Below are 17454 nucleotides of genomic sequence, written 5' to 3'. Positions count from 1 at the left end.
TCCAGTAGACGTCCGCCACCCCGGGTGGTGAGATCGGGGCGCCTGTCGCCGGTGACGTGGGAGACGACGAGGCAACTATCCATGCACGAGTTCTACCGACCGTCGCGCCTCAGGTGTTCGTGGGTTGGCTGGAGGCCCAAGCGGTTTGGAAGAGAAGGAGCGCGTAGTCATACATCAACCCAGGCCGACGTGCGAGGACTGTGGGGCAGTTGCGGCCATGTTCGGTGGGCGAGTAGATGGTGACGTAAGCGGCTTGGTCAGTGATGACGAGGCGGTGGAGGTGGGGCAGGTCGTAGAACCTCAACTCGATAGCGCGGCGGTGGCGCGCGATTTCGCGGATGTAGGCAGCGTTGAGGCGGATTTGCTCGGCGAGCAGGCCGCAGGAGAAGCCGGGGTCAATGCGTCGCACGTCCTCTTCGCGTCGGCTCAGCCATGAGGAAGGGCCCAGCTCACTGTCCGGTAGGAGGATTTGGACAGATTCGAGCCGCTGACCCGCGTCCTCCCAGACGGGGGCGAAGGTGTCGCGGGTCAGTTCGTTACCGCGGCCGGTCAGCACGCACACCCACCTGGCGCGGCTCAACTCGGCCTTGATCTGCCGGGCGGCATGCTGTTGCCGTGGCGCGACACGCAACACGCCGAGTCCTGTAAGCCGGGACAGCAAGATCACCCAAGCGCGTGAGCAGATGGACACGGTTCGGACACAGAGAACAGTGAGACCTGCAACCAACAGAGAACTCGCTACAGCCAGCGCGAAGGATTCCACGGCCACTGGTTCAGCCGTGAGTGTCATCATCGATGGGCAGGTATGGAAGGAGTGTCTTCAGTACTTTTGCCGCGCGTTGTGCGGCGAGTTGGTGATGGTCGTAGCTCCTGTGCTCACTGGCGTCGTCGGAAATTCCTCGGACAACCACCCAGCCCCGCACGGCTGACTTGCCAGTCTGCTCGTGGAAGGCCTCGGAGAGGCCAGCGCCCTCCATGTCGATGGCGCGGGTGTGCTCGTTGAAGCCGGTCAGATAGCGGATGATGTGGGAGTCCGAATCGGTGATCAACGCGTCGCCTGAGCCGATGGGTCCGGTGTGGACGCGGTACTGGTCTCCCGTCTCTTCGTCGTCGAGGACGGCAGGTTCACCGTAGTCGGTGAAGTAGGAGTTCAGGGCATGCCCGATCGCGGCGGGCGCTTCCAGTGCGTCGCCTCGGTACCGCGGCCCGTCTGGAGTCTCTCGCCGCTGGTCGTAGTAGACAACGCGGTTGGTGATGACCACGTCGCCGATCGCTGCGTCGGAGTGGATGCCGCCGCCAATACCGGTCAGGGCGATCACCGTGGGTGAGTAGTGGTCGCGGAGTTGCTGGAAAGTGGCCATGGTCGACCGTGGCCCCATCTTCAATGTGCGGATCGCAGCGATGTGAATGTCACGGCCACGTACGTCCACGTTTCCCTCCATGAAGGGGAGTTCGCCCTTGCGGACGCGGTGCAGGCCGAGCACCTCGCGGACGGCGTTGGCCTCCTCACTGAGCACGGTGATCACGCCGACGCCTGTGGGACGAGCGGCGGTGGACTCAGCGAACCGGCCAAGGGTGACCTGTGCACCGGGACCAATGGCGGATTGGTTGACCTTCGTCTGGCCCTTGTTGGTGATGATGCCGCTGTTGGTGATGTTCGGGTTCATTGCGAGCTCCTCGGTTCTGGCTGAGCTACAAGTCACCGGGTATTTCGCGCTCGTCGTGCCATCGCGCGCCAGGACCTACCGCTGACTGGTTGACCTCGACGGAGCCGCGGCCCATGTTGAGCACACCCTGGTTAATGATCTGCTGCGCCTGCCTGCGGAAGTTCGAGGTGTCGACCTTGTGCGCGGACAGGAAGTCCTCAGCGGTCGCCAGCAGCCGCTCTTGAATGATCTTGATGTAGTCGTGGATCATGGGCTGGTCCAGTTCGGCCTTCTCCCATGGCATTGACTTGTTCTCCCGCATGCTTACCTCCCCGCATCGCGGCAGCGGCCTCCTGGCTGTGCGGGCGCGTAAGGCTCCGTAGATGAGCGGGGGGACCTCGACCAGGCGCCACAGACCAGCGACCTCTACAGGAAGGTCGCGCACTCTGCGCAGCATCATCTGCAGGACCGCACCCGGACCACTCCGCCCGTAAACGCCGAGTGAGTGGTAGGCGTCTGGTGTCCGGGTCAACACGCAAGCCGCGAAGTCAAGGCTTAGTGTCCTGCCCTTGACCGTCGTACGCAGGAAGACGGTCGTCACCAGTTCGCCGCCGCGCATCGAAACGCTGGCTTCCAAGAAATGATGAACTAGGCCATGAGGGTCGTCGATGATCCGATAGATCTCCTCATCGCTCGGACACTTCCAAAGCCAAGCGGGGCAGCGCTCCACATCCGCCTCCGCTACATAAAGCCGATCTCCCACGGTGAGCCCGGGGACCCGAGTGGCCTCCTCCTCGTCCGCGAGCAGTGCCACCGCCCCGGCCAGGCGCTGCACCAGAGCATGCGTCGTGAACGGCGGCGTGGCCCACTCGCGCATCTCCAACGGCTTGTCCTCGTCCCCGTCCGCATGTACGAGTTGAACGGTGACCGGCGGAATCCAACGATGGACGAGCCTGCCTGCACCGACGAACTGACTTACCGCATCGTCTTCGAGGCCTTGTCCAGCTTGTTCCAAGACATCATGTGCTTCCTCGGGGACCGATGGCGGTCGGCGATAGAGCACGTACGGTGGACGCTCCTGGTGGGTTATGGCTTCTTGCCTGCGACTCGTCTTGCACAGCTTCGCCAGGTCGCCGTGATGGGCATCGTTGATCGCAGTCCGGAAGAACAGCCCGCCGATCGCGACGATCATGGCCAGTCCTAAGACAAGGGCGGCAGCCAGCCGCCACAGTTCCGCTGGTGACATGCCAACGGCTCCGGCCGCCAGCGACGGTGCTACAACCGCGACAGTGCAGCCCACCAGGTAAAGCACAGTCAGTCGCTTCTGATGTTCGAGGTCAAGCCCTTCGCTCTTCCACCTGGATCGGCGCAGCCACGCATCTGCCTTCTCCTTGACGTGCAGAGCAATCGCGACCGGAGCGTGCTTGAGCAGCATCCTGGCCATGGACCAGAACCCCAGGATGGCGACGACGGTGACGAACGCGGCCCAGTGCACTGCGAACACCGCCACAAGAACCGCCAAGATGGCCGTGCGCTGGACGGTTTCGATGATCCACGCCCGCCAAGCGTGCGTGATGACCGGTTTCAGGTCGAAACCGTACGACGGAGGGATTACACGGAGCGAATCGTTGTGGATGCGCCGGAGCACCGTCCATCGAAAGGCCCTGTCCAAGTACACACCGATGCACAAGTGGCGGGTGGCAGTGTCCTCCGGGACGGCGTCTGTGTCCCGTCGATCACTTGGATCGGTTCGCATCTGGGCCATGTGCGCCTCCCGAGCCGACGAGCCTTAAAAGTCAACTTGACCATAAGTCAGTTGCGCCTTTGGGTCAAGATGACTTTTATTGGAGTCATGGCCATCGAGGACGCTGAGTGGAAGCCGCCGGTCGTCACCGTGACCGTGGATCTGGTGATCTTCACCGTCCGCGACGGCGACCATCAGGTGCTGTTGATCGATCGAGGTATCCAGCCCTACCGCGGATACCCCGCCCTCCCCGGCGGTTACATCGACAAGGGCGAGACCTTGGAGGAGGCTGCGCTACGCGAACTCCACGAAGAGACCGACCTGGACACGTGCAGTCTCTATCTGGAGCAACTACGTGCCTACAGCGACCCCCAACGTGATCCACGGGGCCGGGTCATCACCGTCGCCTTTCTCGCTCTCGGGCCCAATATGCCCATTCCGGTCGGCGGCACGGACGCCGCAGCGGCCTACTGGGCTCCGGTATCAGACGCACTCACCCGCCAACTGGCCTTCGACCATCAGGCGATCCTCCGCGACGGGCTCGAACGCGCACGATCCCAGCTGGAGCACACCACTGTGGCCGCCGCCTTCTGCACCGAGCCCTTCACCATCAGCGAGTTGCGCCACATCTACGAGGCCGTATGGGGTTTCAAACTCGATCCCAGCAACTTCCGCCGGAAGGTCACCCGAACCGAAGGCTTCCTCGAACCGACCGATCAGCGCTACGTCCCCCAGATCGGCCGCCCGGCCCTCCTGTACCGCCGCGGAACCGCAGAAGCCCTCTCCCCGCCCCTGCTGCGTACCAGCCAGATGCCAAGCTCGGGAGAGAACACGGCCGACAGGCCGACAGCACCTGCCCTCCTGGGAGCGCCCCACTGCTCGGGCGAGGACTCGGGGGGGGCCAGCTCCTGACTGATGGCGGCGCAAAGCGCTTGCCGCCAGCCGCGATACCAAGGCCCCAAGCCGACCTAGGCCACCTCGTCTCACTGGCGGGCGCTGTGGGATCTGACGAGGCTGTGAGGAAAAAGCTAGGGCGCCCTTCGCGGCTACTTGTTTTATTGCCTCAGGACCGGTGCCCGGCAAGGCTCGGTCCAGGCGCTCGGGCCGTCGCTCTCATTGCGGCTGCCCACGCTAGTCGTGTGGCTCTCTCTTGGCCTGTACGGCCATGAGCGGACGTATGCAGCGCGAGTTCGAGGGCGTTTGCAAGACGATCTGCTCGTCGGCGTGACCGATCTCGGACGTCTGACCGTCGTCGACCTAACTTCCGGACGTCAGCTGTTGAGAACCAACCTAGGAGGCACACTGTCCGAGGCTCTTTGGCGGACGGACGGTCATCTCCGCGCTTGTCCGCAGCTACCTAATTCTCTCTCGGATCCCACTGAACTCGGCCAAACTTACTACGCGCGGTTACGCACGCTGGCCGCCTAGCCCTCCAGCTCCGATGGTGGCCGACGTGGCCCTCTCCGTGCCACGCAAGCTGCAAACTCTGTCTCTCTACTGAAGCAAGTCTTAGGGTCGGTTTCAAGAGGCAGCCCAGCCGTGGCGGCTGCGGCCACAGCCCTTGGGCGATCTTCGGTCCTACTCGCGCGTCTCGCCTCCGCCGCCTGACTGATTTAGCAATGATAGAGAGGAGGTAGCGGGGAGGTATGAAGCAGTGACGCGGTCATCGACGGGTGGGGCCGGAACCTCGGGGGGTGTCGGTCATGAGGATCGCTGCTTGGCCTGGTTCGCGGCGCACCTACTGACTGAGGATCGACTGCCTGGCTGGGCCTTCGGCCATCGTGTAGTCGGCGTTGGCAGTCAGACTGCGCGGCCCGTCGACGACGTCGGCGCGGTCACAGATGCGGGCGGTTGGCTGATGGTCCAAGCGAAGAAGAGGCTTCAGCTCACTAGGGCTGAAGATGGCGCGCTGGCTGAGGCACTGCGGCAACTCGTGGATGCCGTGATCGGCGAGGTTCCCAGCTCACCGCCGAATCAGCACATGCTGCGGTCCCTTGACCGGAATCTCGACCGGGTGCTGTTGCTTGGTGATGAGCACGCGCCGGCCACCGTCAGGGATCACCTGGCTAGAGTGACGGATCGCCTGCGCACCCATCCTGAGGCGGTTCCTCTAGAGGAAGCTGCTACCAACAAACCCGAGCGCGACGCCCTCAGTGTGCTTCTCGCCCATCTTCGGCGGTTGTGGGAGGAACGCAAGGGCAGGCCAGCCGATGACGCCGCCCTGCGGCGTCTCCTCCGCCCCCTTGTCGTCCGTGCCCTGAACCTGCGCGACGATGGCCTGGAATATCAAAGGGTTCAGGTGATGCTCAGCGACATGCTGGTCGACCAGGATCAGGCGCGCGACCTCTGGGAGGCGCTGGTCGCCACCGGCCACGAACTCGGGGAGGGCCAAAGATGGGTTGGCCGCGACGCGCTTGTGGCCGAGCTTGAAGAACGACCCTTCCACCTCAGGCCGGTCACTCGGTTGCGGAGGGACATCGCTCGCCTACGGGAAGCCACCAGGAACAACATGGCGGTGCTCGGGAGTGCCCTCACCCTCACGACTCCCGAAGGAGGTCTGACGCTTGAGCGAGAAGTGGGACCGACCTTGCACGCCGCGGAGGGCAGCTTCGCGCTGACCGGTGAGCCTGGTACGGGCAAGACGGCACTTCTCTGCCAGTTGGCCGCCGACCTGATCGATCAGGGAAACGACGTGGTCCTTCTCAGCGCCGAGCAGCTGAGACCGTCCGCTGGCCAGACCCGCACGGAGCTGAACCTCGAACACGACCTCAGGGACATTCTGCTGGGCTGGCCGGGCACTCGTCCCGGCAGGTTCCTGCTGGATGGCCTGGACCAGACCCGTGGGGAGAATGCATCGCAGTGGCTGCCAACGCTGGCCAAGCAGCTTGCAGGCAGCCGCTGGGAGATCGTCGCCACCGTCCGGCGCTTCGACCTGCGCAACGGCCACAAATGGCGTGCGATGTTCCGCGGTGCGCCCGTCGACCCTGCTCATTCTGATTCCTCGCTTCAGCGCGTCCGCCACCTTCTGGTCGAGGACCTGCCGCCAGGGGAGCTGGAGAGCCTTCTGCAACAAAGCCCCGCGCTTGCCGACCTTCTCCGAGCCGCCGGAAGCAGGATGCGGCGACTCTTGAGTAATCCATTCAACTTGGACATCGCCTCGCAACTGCTGGCTGACGGCGCCCTCCTCGAGCCCAGCAGCATTCGCAACCGGCTTGACTTGCTCGACCGGTACTGGCGGGTGCGGGTAGTTGAAGGTGGCAGGGATCCGTGGGAACGAGCCTCGACACTCACACAGGTCGTTGCACAGATGATCGCTGATCGCCGACAGCAGGTCGCTCACCTGCCTCACTCTGATACCGCTGTTTTGCAGGACTTGGTGAGCGACGGCGTTCTCCGTGACTTGCCGCAGGCAATCGGCCTGCCGCAGCCGCCGATCGCATTCAGCCATCCAGTGCTTTTCGACTTTGCGGCGAGCATTTTGTCGCTCGGCGACACCTCCTGCGCAGAGAGTCTTGCAGAGCAGTTGGACGCCGAGCCTAACTTGGCACTGCTCCTGCGGCCCAGCTTGGACTACCGGCTGGCCATCGCCTGGCGAAATGACCCGACAAGGCAGGAGTTCTGGCGGCTCGCCCTCAGGCTCAATGCCGAGGCATCAGGGCATCACCTAGCCGCCGCTGCGGCGGCCACCGTATGTAGCCGCGAACTTTGTTCACCTGATGAACTGGCTGGTCTCGCGGAAGCATGCTTGTGCACCCCTGCCACGGGAGCCCGTGAGAACCCGGAGTTTAACGCTCGCCGCATGGCGTTCTTGGTCGCGGCCGCGATAGCCAACTCGGATTTGCAGCCCAGCCTGTTTAGGGCATTCTCGCCATTCGTTGGAAACCTCGCCCGTGCGGCTCGCGCTACCGACGACGTCTCCCTTGCGTTGGACGCCGCTCAGCTACTCAGACGGGCGACTGGCCAGGGAGCATCCTGGCCTGACACGGAAACGAGTGACCATTGGATGCAGGTCGTCGTTGACTGCATGACCGTGGCCTTGGAGGACATCAACGATCCTGACCGAGCACGAATTGGGAAGATGCTTGCATGGCCTCTCGCTCGCGCCATCTCTCTCGACGGAACTGCTTGCGAGCAGATCGTGCGTATCGTAATTTCGCATGAAGTGCTGCGGGCATGGGGTTTCGAGATAGGCAGAGTGCTCATCGAGTGCCTGCCGAATATCGCCAGAAGAAATGTAGAACTCGCTGTTGAGATCGCTGCAGCACCCTGGGAGTACGAGGAAGACCGGCAGCAGGTTACCAACATTTCGGATAGTCAGATTCTCGGGCTAACCAGCAATCTCCAGCAAGACCTGAATCAGCTCCGTTGGAGTGTTTGCAAGGAACTTCCCGAGGTCGCATCTGCCGATCTTGAGGCTGCATTTCGGATGCTTATACGGATTGTGGAAGTACCGCGGATGTTCCAGTACGACCGCAGTACTGATACTGGCCGAAGGCCACGCATTCGCTACGGCGATAACCTGCGGTACGCGGGAGGGCACTCCGAGTTGGACACGGCTGTCGACTCCGTGATCGCTGAGCTTCAGGCGAGGGCTGAGCATACGAGCTCGGGCCTGGCTAACGCTGAAGAAGACGGCAGCGCCGACCTGCAGGTGCTTCGCCGGGTTGTCCATCTCTTGATCTCCACCTTGTCGCATGGCGAGGTCTGGGAGCGTCTCCTGATGCAGGCGGCCAACGCCGAGTCACCGGCTCTCGCGCGCCTGCTTGTTCCGACGCTGGAGACCGGCATCTTCGAACGAGGCCAGACCCGAGGCGCAGCGGGGCTCGTGACCGCTCGCCTATCGCCAGAACTTGACATTGCGATTCACCGTCGGCTCGAGGCCGCCATCCTGACCGCTACGAACCTAGAAGCCGACGAGGTTGACGACCCCCGCAGGCAGGAGTGGCAGCGCGGCCAACGCGATGCGCTTCTAGGTGCACTCGATCTTAGGAAGGTCAGCGAACCTGACGCGCTCCGGCACCTAGAGGAGCTAGCCAGTAGCGACCGGGTTGACCGGCGGCTCTCTCGTGGCCACGCAGACAGTGACCTTATAGATGACTCACCGTCTTGGCTAGCAAGGGAACCACGGGATGACGGCGATGGCGCAGGTGAGAGCCCTTCTGCCGATGTTGCTGAGGCGTTCGAGAAAACAAGCGACCATGACCCGGCTACCCGTGCGGTTGGGTATGAGAAGCTTGCCGAAAGTTGGTCGGCCCTGCGACAACAGCTCTTGACCCATGCGTCTGAGACAACCGCAGAAGAAGATCGTTTTCTGCTGGTCCGAGGAGCGCGGCAACTTACGCATAGTGCGCTCATTCAGCCTGGGCAGCCTTTAGGGCGCGACGTCCTGGCTGTTCTCCAGGCGGCGCTGCCATCAGCGACGAACCCTCCCCAGGAGGACGAGGTTGAATCTGGGTGGCGCGCATGGGGTGCCACGATCACCTCGGAAGCCGTGTCGGGCGTCACTACTCTCGCGAGGAGGCCTGAATGGCTAGCTGAGCTTCACGACGAACTATCGGCAGCCGTCATCCCCTTCCTTAGCTCGCCCAATGCGCTCTACCGAATGCTATGCGCGGAAGCAATTCCATTCCTTTTTGGAGAAGAGGCGGCCCTTGAGGACCTCGAGGTGCGGCTAAGCTCTGAAACGGACTCGCAGGTACAGGCGATGCTGGTGTCACTGCTCAGCGGGTATCGCGGCGCCTACCCCCTCGAGGTTGATGAGATTCTCCGGCGCATCGCCACCAAGCCCCAATGGGCAATCATCGCAGCAGACCCGATCGGCGACACAGACCTCAGCGACGAAGGCCGCGCTGAGGTGATCGTAAAATTGCTCATCATTATGGCTGCTGAATATGGAACGCCCTACGCCCACAGCACTCTACAGTCTTGGCTATCCTGCCCATTGGAAATTCCTCGTCGAACGGAGTGGGTTCCGGCTGGGCTGCGGCGCTTCCTAAATCCAGAGGATACAAACTCCTCAGTATCACAACAGCGGACTTTTGCTTTGCTCAAGCTCCCCCTCTATGCAGTCGGAGAGGCATGGACTGAGGAGAATACGGCAGTTGCCCCGAACACAGAACGAGCGACCAATGCAGTGAAGATCGCCAATAGCGTCGTTCAGAACATCTATTATGCGAGCGGTGCAACTAATAGCGATGAGCCTCAGGAAGATCAGGCCACCCAAATGCAGAAAGCGTTCGCCGAACAAGCTTTCCCATTGCTGGAGGGCTACAGCGTTGTACACCATCCCAGCGTTACTCATCATATTATAAAAACACTAGATCACATCAGCTTCCATGCACCCGAGCGGGCGCTCCTCGTGGCCGTCCGAGCGGCTGGAAGGGACGCCCACTATGCGCGAGAGCCATTGGCTCTTAGCGCAGTGCTTCAGCTTATACAACGCTACCTCGCTGATCACCGCGAGTTGATCGTCAGAAGTCCAAAGTGTATGACCGCGGTGAGAACGCTGCTTGAAACGTTCGTCCGCCAGGGCTGGGATGAGGCTATCCAGTTCGCCGAACGTCTAGAGGACATGTTTCGCTGAAGCGATAACTGTCCCAACATGCAGCCGTGGCCACCGACGGGTGCGTTCGGTGTGTCAGGTGACCGGGCCGGACTCCCCCGCCCGAGCTGCCATCGAATTCTCCGGCCCGACCTCACGCCTCGAAACACCCCGGTCATCGACATGATCAAACCTGCGCTGAAGGACCCTCGGTAGCTCGAAGCCAGGAGTTGGCCCCTGACGGTCTCACACGCCGGCCCCCTGCGCTGACACGTCTTCGTACGAGCCGCTTCCGAGACCCGAACACGTAGTCAGAGACTGAGCCTTTACGGTACCGAAAAGCACAACGACACACGGTCCATTAACCCCGATAACGCGCTGATCGAGGTAATCACTCGGCGCACCACTGAGCGGAGAGCAAGTTATAAGGCTTGTGGCCACAATTCTGGATTTGGCGGAATCCAGAATGCACACTGGTGGTGTGGGACCGGGCGCGGTCCTGGCTAGGAGGCGGGATGAGTGAGGTTGCGCAGGACGGCGAGGACGCACCTGGCCGGGGCTTGCAGCGCCGGCCACGGCAAGGGCAGGCACGGTTGAAGGTGATGCGGTTCCGGGTCAACCAGGCCGAGGAAGCTGAGATTGTGGGCGCGGCGAAACGGCAGGGGCTGGCCTATGGCGCGTTCGTGGCGCGGGCGGCGGTGGCCGCTGCGCGCGACGAGTCGAGGCCTGTTGATTCGGTGTTGCGTGAGCTGCATTCGGACTTGAACGCCGCCACCCGGGCGATGAACCGTATGGGGGTGAACTTCAATCAGGTTGTCCGGGAAATGCACGCGACCGGGCAGATACCAGGGAATATGGAACGGTACGCCGAGGTATGTATTCGCGCGGTACAGCGGGTGGATGACATTGCGATCCGGATCGGGCGCAGACTGCGATGATCGGCAAGGTGACCCGGGGGCGGCGGGTGGCCGGGTTGCTGGCCTACTTGTTCGGGCCGGGGCGGGCCAACGAACACGACGATCCGCACGTGGTGGCTGGGTTTCGGCATCCGGCCGCGCTGGAGCCGCCGATGGCCCACGACGAGAGACGGGACGTGCGGCGCTTGGCCGCGCTGCTCAACTCCCCGTTGGACGCGCAACCACGCAAGGGGTTCGTGCAGCCGGTGTGGCACTGCGGAATGCGCACGGCCCCCGGTGACCGGGTGCTGTCCGACGATGAGTGGGCCGAGATCGCTGAGGAGCTGATGCACCGCACTGGGCTGGCACCTCGGGACGACGACGGGGCGTGCCGGTGGGTGGCGGTCCGCCACGCTCCTGACCACGTCCATCTCGTCGTGACCCTGGCCCGCGAGGACAGCCGATGGGTCAGCATTCACGGCGACCATTACAAAGTTCGCGCGGCCTGCCGGGCGATTGAGCAGCGCTTCGGCCTGACGGTCACCGCCCCGGCCGATCGCACCGCAGCGCCCCGGCCGACCCGAGCCGAGACCGAGCACGCTGGCCGGACGGGCCGACGCGAGCCGCCACGGACGACCCTGCGACGCCTGGTCTCCCAGACCGTTGCGGGTACTTCCTCGGTCGAGGGCTTCCTCACCGACCTGGATACTAACCGGCGAGTGACAGTCCGCGTCCGGTACAGCTCACGTGATCCGGGTTCGGTGACCGGGTACGCCGTCGCGCTGCATGGCCACACTGACCGCGACGGGAACCCGATCTGGTTCTCCGGCGGGAAACTCGCCCCAGATCTGACCATCCCGCAACTACGCCGCCGCTATACCCCGCCCCTAGGCAACACCCAGCGCGCAACTCCCGCCCCCACAGGTCACGCAACCCACAGCCAGGACACCGGCGAGTGGTACAAAGAGCTGAACATGGCCGTCGCCGCGGCTCGCCGGGTCTACCTGAATACCCGTAACGCACAGGTACGCGCCGATCTGAACCGCGCTACTGCCGACACGCTGCATCTGGCTGCGCGTGTCTTCGATGACCCAGGTCTGGGGCAGGCAGCCGATCTGTTCGACCGCGTGGCCCGCCAGCCGTACCTACGTACCCCGACACCGACCCGTTACGGGTACGCCCTCCGACAGGCAGCGCGGATCCATGCGCTCGATGCTGCGCGTCACCGACACCCCGACCCCGCCATTGCGCTACTTCACCTGCTCGCCGCCCTGATCGACCTCGTGCAGACCATCGCTGACCTACTGCATGCTCACCAGGCCACCGCAGCCCGCCACGCGGCCGACCGTCTCACCGCCCTACGGGCAACACCGGTCCAGTCGCATCGAGTAACGCCGGCACGTTCCCGACCGGACACTGCGGCCGCCCTCGCGGCCGGCGACTTCCCTGCCGTCCCTCTCCCACCGCGCTACTCAACTCCCCCACGCCGACCGCGCAGGCCAACACCGCACGCTCGGCCCCAGCCGCCAAGCCCTGACACCGGTCACGGACGAAATACGAACTAAACCGCCTCACCAAGTTCCAATACACACTAGGTCGACTCAAAGAGCGCAAAAATGCCTTAGTCGTGCACCATGGTCAGTAGAGGTAGCGGAACGGCGGCGTCCCCCCGAGCGGGAGAAGGTACCGATCATGGCCGACAGCACCGGCTACAAGCCGGACCCCGACATCCTCACTACCGAGGAGCTCTCCGCCAAGATCCGCATTGCGCCGCCGACCATCCGCAAGGCCGCGAGCCGCGGCGACATCCCCGGCATGCGCATCGGCAAAGACTGGCGCTTCTCCTACCGCGCAGTCGTGGCAGCCATCGCCAGCTACCACCCTGTCGCCGATGACGGCACCGACGAGCCCCCGGTCGACCCCGCCGCCGTGGATTTCCCCCACGACATCCGCAAGGGGGTACCTCAACGGGGCCCCACCCGGCTGCAGCGGGGCAGACCCACCGTGAAAGGAGTCCCTCGACCGATGACATGAGCAAGGCGCCAGATCCGCATCCATCACAGCCGCTTCCCTAGGACGGCGCCACGCCGCACAACGCCGCAGACCCAAACTCAGGCTCCGAGCGGCCGTCCACACACCCGCGACGCGGCTGGGCACACATCGGTGCCGCCGCGGAGCAACGCCCGCGTCACAGTCCTCGTCCGATCCACCCAGAAAGACGATCATCGAGATGGAACCGATGAGTATTGAGCGCCTGCGTGCCCTGCCGGCGACCGTGGACGTCGTCACCGCCGGGCAGGCGTTCGGGTTCGGCCGTGCCAAGGCATACCGGCTCGCCCGCGAGGGTCAGTTCCCCTGCAAGATCACCAAGGTTGGCCGGAACTACCGTGTGCTGACCATCGACCTGCACAGGGCGCTCGGCGTGAACGCGTCCTGACCTGTGCCCAAGAAGATCTTTTAAGGCCGGATGCGGTCACCTCGTGGCTCTCAGTGCCACGGACGAACCACGGACAAACGATCAAGGGCCCGTGTTCTCGATCTTGAGAACCGGGCCCTGACCTGTGAATACTTGGTAGCGGGGGCAGGATTTGAACCTGCGACCTCTGGGTTATGAGCCCAGCGAGCTACCGAACTGCTCCACCCCGCGGTGATGGGTTAACTGTATGGGGCGGGGGGTGGTTGCGCAAACCGGTTCGGGTGGGGACGGGGAGGTCGTTCGCCTGTGGCTGGGCGCGCGTCCCGGCCACGGGTGGAGCGGCGGTTCAGCCCATGTGCGGGTAGCGGTAGTCGGTCGGCGGGACGAACGTCTCCTTGATGGAGCGCGGCGACGTCCAGCGCAGCAGGTTGAAGACGGATCCGGCCTTGTCGTTGGTGCCGGACGCCCGCGCGCCGCCGAACGGCTGCTGCCCGACGACGGCCCCGGTGGGCTTGTCGTTGATGTAGAAGTTTCCGGCCGCGTACCTGAGCACTTCGGCGGTGTGCGCGGCGGCGGCGCGGTCGTCCGCGATGACGGCGCCGGTCAGCGCGTACGCGGCGACGGATTCCATTTGCGCGAGCACGTCCTCGTACTGGTCGTCGTCGTACACGTGGACGCCGATGATCGGGCCGAAGTACTCGGTGCGGAAGATGTCGTTGCCGGGGTCGCCGGAGACGAGGACGGTGGGCCGGACGAAGTATCCGACCGAGTCGTCGCAGGTCCCGCCGGCGACGATGTCGACGTCGGGGTCGGCCTTGGCCCGCTCGATGGCGGCCTTGTTCTTGGCGAAGGCCCGCTCGTCGATGAGCGCGCCCATGAAGTTGGACAGGTCGGCGACGTCTCCCATGGTGAGCCCGTCGACTTCGGCGACGAGGTCGTCCTTGAATCCGCCGTCCCAGATCGACCGCGGGATGTAGGCCCGGGACGCCGCCGAGCACTTCTGCCCCTGGTACTCGAACGCCCCGCGCACGAGCGCCGTCTTCAGCACGGCCGGGTCGGCGGACGGGTGCGCGACGATGAAGTCCTTGCCGCCCGTCTCGCCGACGAGGCGCGGGTAGCCGCGGAACTTGTCGAGGTTGGCCCCGACGGTCTTCCACAGGTGCTTGAACGTGGCGGTGGACCCGGTGAAATGAATCCCCGCAAGATCAGGATGCTGGAGCGCGACGTCCGAGACAGCGAGGCCGTCGCCCGTCACGAGGTTGATGACGCCGGGCGGCAGCCCGGCCTCCTCCAGCAGCCGCATGAGCAGAACAGCGGAGTACGTCTGCGTAGGCGACGGCTTCCACACGACGACGTTGCCCATCAGCGCGGGCGCGGTCGGCAGGTTCGCGGCGATCGCGGTGAAGTTGAACGGGGTGATCGCGTAGACGAACCCTTCCAGCGGCCGGTGGTCGGACCGGTTCCACACGCCGGGGCTGCTGATCGGCTGCTCGGCGAGGATCCGGCGGGCGAAGTGCACGTTGAACCGCCAGAAGTCGACCAGCTCGCAGGGGCTGTCGATCTCCGCCTGCTGGACGGTCTTGGACTGCCCGAGCATCGTCGCCGCCAGCAGCGTCTCCCGCCAGGGCCCGGCCAGCAGGTCGGCGGCCCGCAGGAAGATCGCGGCGCGGTCGTCGAACGTCAGCGCCCGCCAGGCGGGGGCGGCGTCGAGCGCGGCGGCGATCGCGTCGCGCGCGTCGTCCTCGGTCGCGGTCCCGAACGTCCCGAGGACGGACGCGTGCCGGTGCGGCTGGACGACGGCGACCTTCGCGCCCGCCCCCAGCCGGCGGTGTCCGCCGATCGTCATGGGCAGGTCGCTCGGCGCCGCCGCGGTCAGTTCGGCGAGCTTCGCCTCCAGCCTGGCCCGCTCGGCGCTGCCGGGGGCGTACCCGCGCACCGGCTCGTTCACCGGCGTCGGAACGTTGGTCACGGCGTCCATAAGGGGAACCCTCCTGCTCAGCGGGAAACGAACGAACGAAGAAAGAACACGAGGTTGGCGGGCCGCTCGGCGAGCCGCCGCATGAAGTAGCCGTACCAGTCGGCCCCGTACGGGACGTACACGCGCATCTGATGGGCTTCGGCGAGGCGCCGCTGCTCGGCCGTCCGGATCCCGTACAGCATCTGGAACTCGTACGAGGACGGCGACCTCCCGGCGGCCAGCGCCAGCGCGATCTCGATGATCCGCGGGTCGTGACTGCCCACCATCGGATATCCGTCGCCGCGCATGAGCGTCCGCAGCCCCCGCACATAGGCGCGGTCAACCTCACGCTTGCTCTGGAATGCGACCGACGCGGGCTCTGCATAGGCGCCCTTCACCAGCCGCACGCGCGACCCGTCCTCGACCAGTTCCCGCAGGTCGCCCTCGGTGCGCCGCAGCATCGCCTGAATGGCGACGCCCACCCATGGAAAGTCGACGCGCAGTTTCCCGAGGATTTCCAGCGTGGAGTCCACAGTCGTGTGGTCTTCCATGTCGAGCGTGACGGTCATGCCGACGCGTCCGGCCGCGGCGCAGATGTCCCGCGCGTGGTCGAGCGCGAGGTCCCCGGGCAAGGCCTGTCCGAGCGCCGACAGCTTCACCGACGCGTCCGCCCCGCCCGCGAGCCCGTGCTCGGCGAAAGCGGAGAACAGCTCCAGGTAGGCGTCCCGCGTGTCCTCGGCCTGGCTCCGCTCCCTGGTGTCCTCACCGAGATGATCGAGGGTGACCCGCAGGCCGTGCGCGCCGAGCGTCCGCACCACGCCGAGCGCCGCGCCGAGGTCCTCCCCCGCGACGAACCGGTCGACGACTCCCCTGGTCAACGGCATGGACGTGACGACACCGCGCATGCGCCTGCTGCGCGCGGCGGCGAGAAGCAGAGGACTGAGCATCGGAACCTCCCACGACGAGGAACACCTCGCACGTTAGGAGCGCCCACCCCCGACCTCGTATAGTCAAATGTAACTTTCAGCACCTCTGATCTCCATACAAACGCACAACGAGGAAGCCCAGTGGACCTTCAGGAGATCGCGGAACACGCGGCCGACCTGCTCCGCGCCCCCGCCACCCTGGAGGACCGCGACTTCCACCTCGTCGCCTACGCACCCCACGGCGACACGATCGACCCCGTCCGGATGGACTCGATCCTGCACCGCCGCGCCACCGCCGCCGTCCGCACCCGCTTCGAACGGCACGGCATCGCCCGCGCGACCGGACCCGTCCGCATCCCCGCCGACACCTCCGTCGGCCAGCTCGGCCGCCTGTGCCTGCCCGTCCGCTGGAACAACGTCACCTACGGCTACCTCTGGCTGCTGGACGACCAGGAGCGCATCACGCACACCCAGGCCGCCCACGCCATGCCGCTCTGCGAACGCGCCGCCCTCCTCATGGCCCGCCAGGCCAGGGAACGCGACGACCTCGGCTGGAAGGTCGCCGACCTCCTCTCCGCCCACCCCGACACCCGCACCCAGGCAGCGACAGAACTCGCAGAGGCCGCAGCCCCCGAACCACCCTTCACCGTCGCCGTCCTACGAACCCCGAGCCCTGAACCCCTCAACCCTTGGCTGCTCCCCCACTCCGCCCTGACAACGGTCTGGCAGCGCGACCACGTCCTGGTCCTTCCCCGACCATCCGCCCGCACGACCGTCGACCGGGCCCGCCACCTCCTGGAGGAGCGCAACGCACCCGTCCAAGCAGGCGTCTACTCCCCCTGCCCGACCCTCGACCACGTCCACGAGGGCTGGCTCCGCGCCCGCGTCGCCGCCCGCACCGCCGCCCCCGGTGAAACCCGCGACTGGACGTCCCTGGGCGTCCTCCGCCTCCTCCGAACCGCCGGCGACGACGCCCTGACCCAGACAACCCAAACCAAGGGCACCGAGCGCCTCCTAGAACACCCGGACCTGGCCGAAACAGCCCGCACCTACCTGGACCTGGCGGGCAACGTCCAGAAAACAGCCCAAGCCCTGAACATCCACCGCCAGACCCTCTACCACCGCCTACGCCGCATAGAAGCCCTGACGACCCTGACCCTCACCAACGGCCAAGACCGCCTGACCCTCCACCTGGCCCTAACCCTCTCCCCCCACCTAGACCAGCAGACCAACACGAGACCGTCCTGACCGAGACGACCGCAGCCCCCGGCTGGCGGAGTGTGGCGGGCGGGGGAACAGGGGCGGAGCCCCGGGGGACAGGGGCGGAG

General features: G+C 65.0%; 12 protein-coding genes and 1 tRNA gene. 7 read left to right on the top strand and 6 right to left on the bottom strand.

All coding sequences use genetic code 11. The annotated features are described in order from the left end of the window. Positions 1 to 109: 109 nt before the first annotated feature. The 3 genes from ACH34T_RS20675 to ACH34T_RS20665 all read right to left on the bottom strand — a co-directional run bounded on the left by ACH34T_RS20675 (position 110) and on the right by ACH34T_RS20665 (position 3294). Positions 110 to 634, bottom strand: a complete 525-nt coding sequence (locus ACH34T_RS20675) for a hypothetical protein (protein WP_395993814.1) — start codon at positions 632 to 634, stop codon at positions 110 to 112. Between the two features lie 139 nt (positions 635 to 773). Further along, the gene (locus ACH34T_RS20670) at positions 774 to 1667 is read right to left on the bottom strand and encodes a hypothetical protein (protein WP_395993813.1); all 894 of its coding nucleotides are present in this window, start codon (positions 1665 to 1667) and stop codon (positions 774 to 776) included. A 25-nt stretch (positions 1668 to 1692) separates the two neighbouring features. After that, the gene (locus ACH34T_RS20665; RefSeq protein ID WP_395993812.1) at positions 1693 to 3294 is read right to left on the bottom strand and encodes a hypothetical protein; all 1602 of its coding nucleotides are present in this window, start codon (positions 3292 to 3294) and stop codon (positions 1693 to 1695) included. 204 nt (positions 3295 to 3498) lie between these two features. Here ACH34T_RS20665 and ACH34T_RS20660 point away from each other — a divergent pair, with 204 nt between their 5' ends. The 6 genes from ACH34T_RS20660 to ACH34T_RS20635 all read left to right on the top strand — a co-directional run bounded on the left by ACH34T_RS20660 (position 3499) and on the right by ACH34T_RS20635 (position 13264). Next, positions 3499 to 4302, top strand: a complete 804-nt coding sequence (locus tag ACH34T_RS20660; RefSeq protein WP_395993811.1) for an NUDIX hydrolase — start codon at positions 3499 to 3501, stop codon at positions 4300 to 4302. 805 nt (positions 4303 to 5107) lie between these two features. Further along, positions 5108 to 9973, top strand: a complete 4866-nt coding sequence (locus ACH34T_RS20655; protein WP_395993810.1) for a hypothetical protein — start codon at positions 5108 to 5110, stop codon at positions 9971 to 9973. Positions 9974 to 10446: 473 nt separating this feature from the next. Next, on the top strand, positions 10447 to 10869 hold the full coding sequence (locus tag ACH34T_RS20650) for a plasmid mobilization protein (protein ID WP_395993809.1): 423 nt from the start codon (positions 10447 to 10449) through the stop codon (positions 10867 to 10869). Continuing rightward, on the top strand, positions 10866 to 12392 hold the full coding sequence (locus ACH34T_RS20645; protein WP_395993808.1) for a relaxase/mobilization nuclease domain-containing protein: 1527 nt from the start codon (positions 10866 to 10868) through the stop codon (positions 12390 to 12392). The genes ACH34T_RS20650 and ACH34T_RS20645 overlap by 4 nt, the downstream gene beginning before the upstream one ends. A 127-nt stretch (positions 12393 to 12519) precedes the next feature. Further along, positions 12520 to 12861 carry a helix-turn-helix domain-containing protein gene (locus ACH34T_RS20640; protein WP_395993807.1) on the top strand — a complete coding sequence of 114 codons (342 nt, stop codon included), beginning with the start codon at positions 12520 to 12522 and terminating at the stop codon, positions 12859 to 12861. Between the two features lie 205 nt (positions 12862 to 13066). Continuing rightward, positions 13067 to 13264 carry a DNA-binding protein gene (locus ACH34T_RS20635; RefSeq protein ID WP_395993806.1) on the top strand — a complete coding sequence of 66 codons (198 nt, stop codon included), beginning with the start codon at positions 13067 to 13069 and terminating at the stop codon, positions 13262 to 13264. Between the two features lie 133 nt (positions 13265 to 13397). Here ACH34T_RS20635 and ACH34T_RS20630 read toward each other — a convergent pair. The 3 genes from ACH34T_RS20630 to ACH34T_RS20620 all read right to left on the bottom strand — a co-directional run bounded on the left by ACH34T_RS20630 (position 13398) and on the right by ACH34T_RS20620 (position 16147). Further along, a tRNA-Met gene (locus tag ACH34T_RS20630) sits at positions 13398 to 13474 on the bottom strand. A 115-nt stretch (positions 13475 to 13589) separates the two neighbouring features. Further along, positions 13590 to 15221 (bottom strand): L-glutamate gamma-semialdehyde dehydrogenase, encoded by a 1632-nt coding sequence (gene pruA / locus ACH34T_RS20625; protein WP_395993805.1) that lies wholly within the window; start codon positions 15219 to 15221, stop codon positions 13590 to 13592. A 17-nt stretch (positions 15222 to 15238) separates the two neighbouring features. Then, positions 15239 to 16147 (bottom strand): proline dehydrogenase family protein, encoded by a 909-nt coding sequence (locus ACH34T_RS20620; protein WP_395993804.1) that lies wholly within the window; start codon positions 16145 to 16147, stop codon positions 15239 to 15241. Between the two features lie 120 nt (positions 16148 to 16267). Between ACH34T_RS20620 and ACH34T_RS20615 the strand changes: the two genes are divergently transcribed. Beyond that, on the top strand, positions 16268 to 17374 hold the full coding sequence (locus ACH34T_RS20615; protein WP_395993803.1) for a PucR family transcriptional regulator: 1107 nt from the start codon (positions 16268 to 16270) through the stop codon (positions 17372 to 17374). Positions 17375 to 17454 lie beyond the last annotated feature (80 nt).

This window comes from Actinomadura sp. 9N215, assembly GCF_044326345.1.
Lineage (GTDB): Bacteria > Actinomycetota > Actinomycetes > Streptosporangiales > Streptosporangiaceae > Spirillospora.
Note: the sequence above shows the minus strand (reverse complement) of the source record. Positions and strands in the feature narration are given on the sequence as shown.

Bases quoted from the DNA above. Each gene is read 5' to 3' on its own strand.
- ACH34T_RS20670 (WP_395993813.1), bottom strand. From the start codon at position 1,667: ATGAACCCGAACATCACCAACAGCGGCATCATCACCAACAAGGGCCAG.
- ACH34T_RS20660 (WP_395993811.1), top strand. From the start codon at position 3,499: ATGGCCATCGAGGACGCTGAGTGGAAGCCGCCGGTCGTCACCGTGACC.
- ACH34T_RS20650 (WP_395993809.1), top strand. From the start codon at position 10,447: ATGAGTGAGGTTGCGCAGGACGGCGAGGACGCACCTGGCCGGGGCTTG.
- ACH34T_RS20645 (WP_395993808.1), top strand. From the start codon at position 10,866: ATGATCGGCAAGGTGACCCGGGGGCGGCGGGTGGCCGGGTTGCTGGCC.
- ACH34T_RS20640 (WP_395993807.1), top strand. From the start codon at position 12,520: ATGGCCGACAGCACCGGCTACAAGCCGGACCCCGACATCCTCACTACC.
- ACH34T_RS20635 (WP_395993806.1), top strand. From the start codon at position 13,067: ATGAGTATTGAGCGCCTGCGTGCCCTGCCGGCGACCGTGGACGTCGTC.
- pruA (WP_395993805.1), bottom strand. From the start codon at position 15,221: ATGGACGCCGTGACCAACGTTCCGACGCCGGTGAACGAGCCGGTGCGC.
- ACH34T_RS20620 (WP_395993804.1), bottom strand. From the start codon at position 16,147: ATGCTCAGTCCTCTGCTTCTCGCCGCCGCGCGCAGCAGGCGCATGCGC.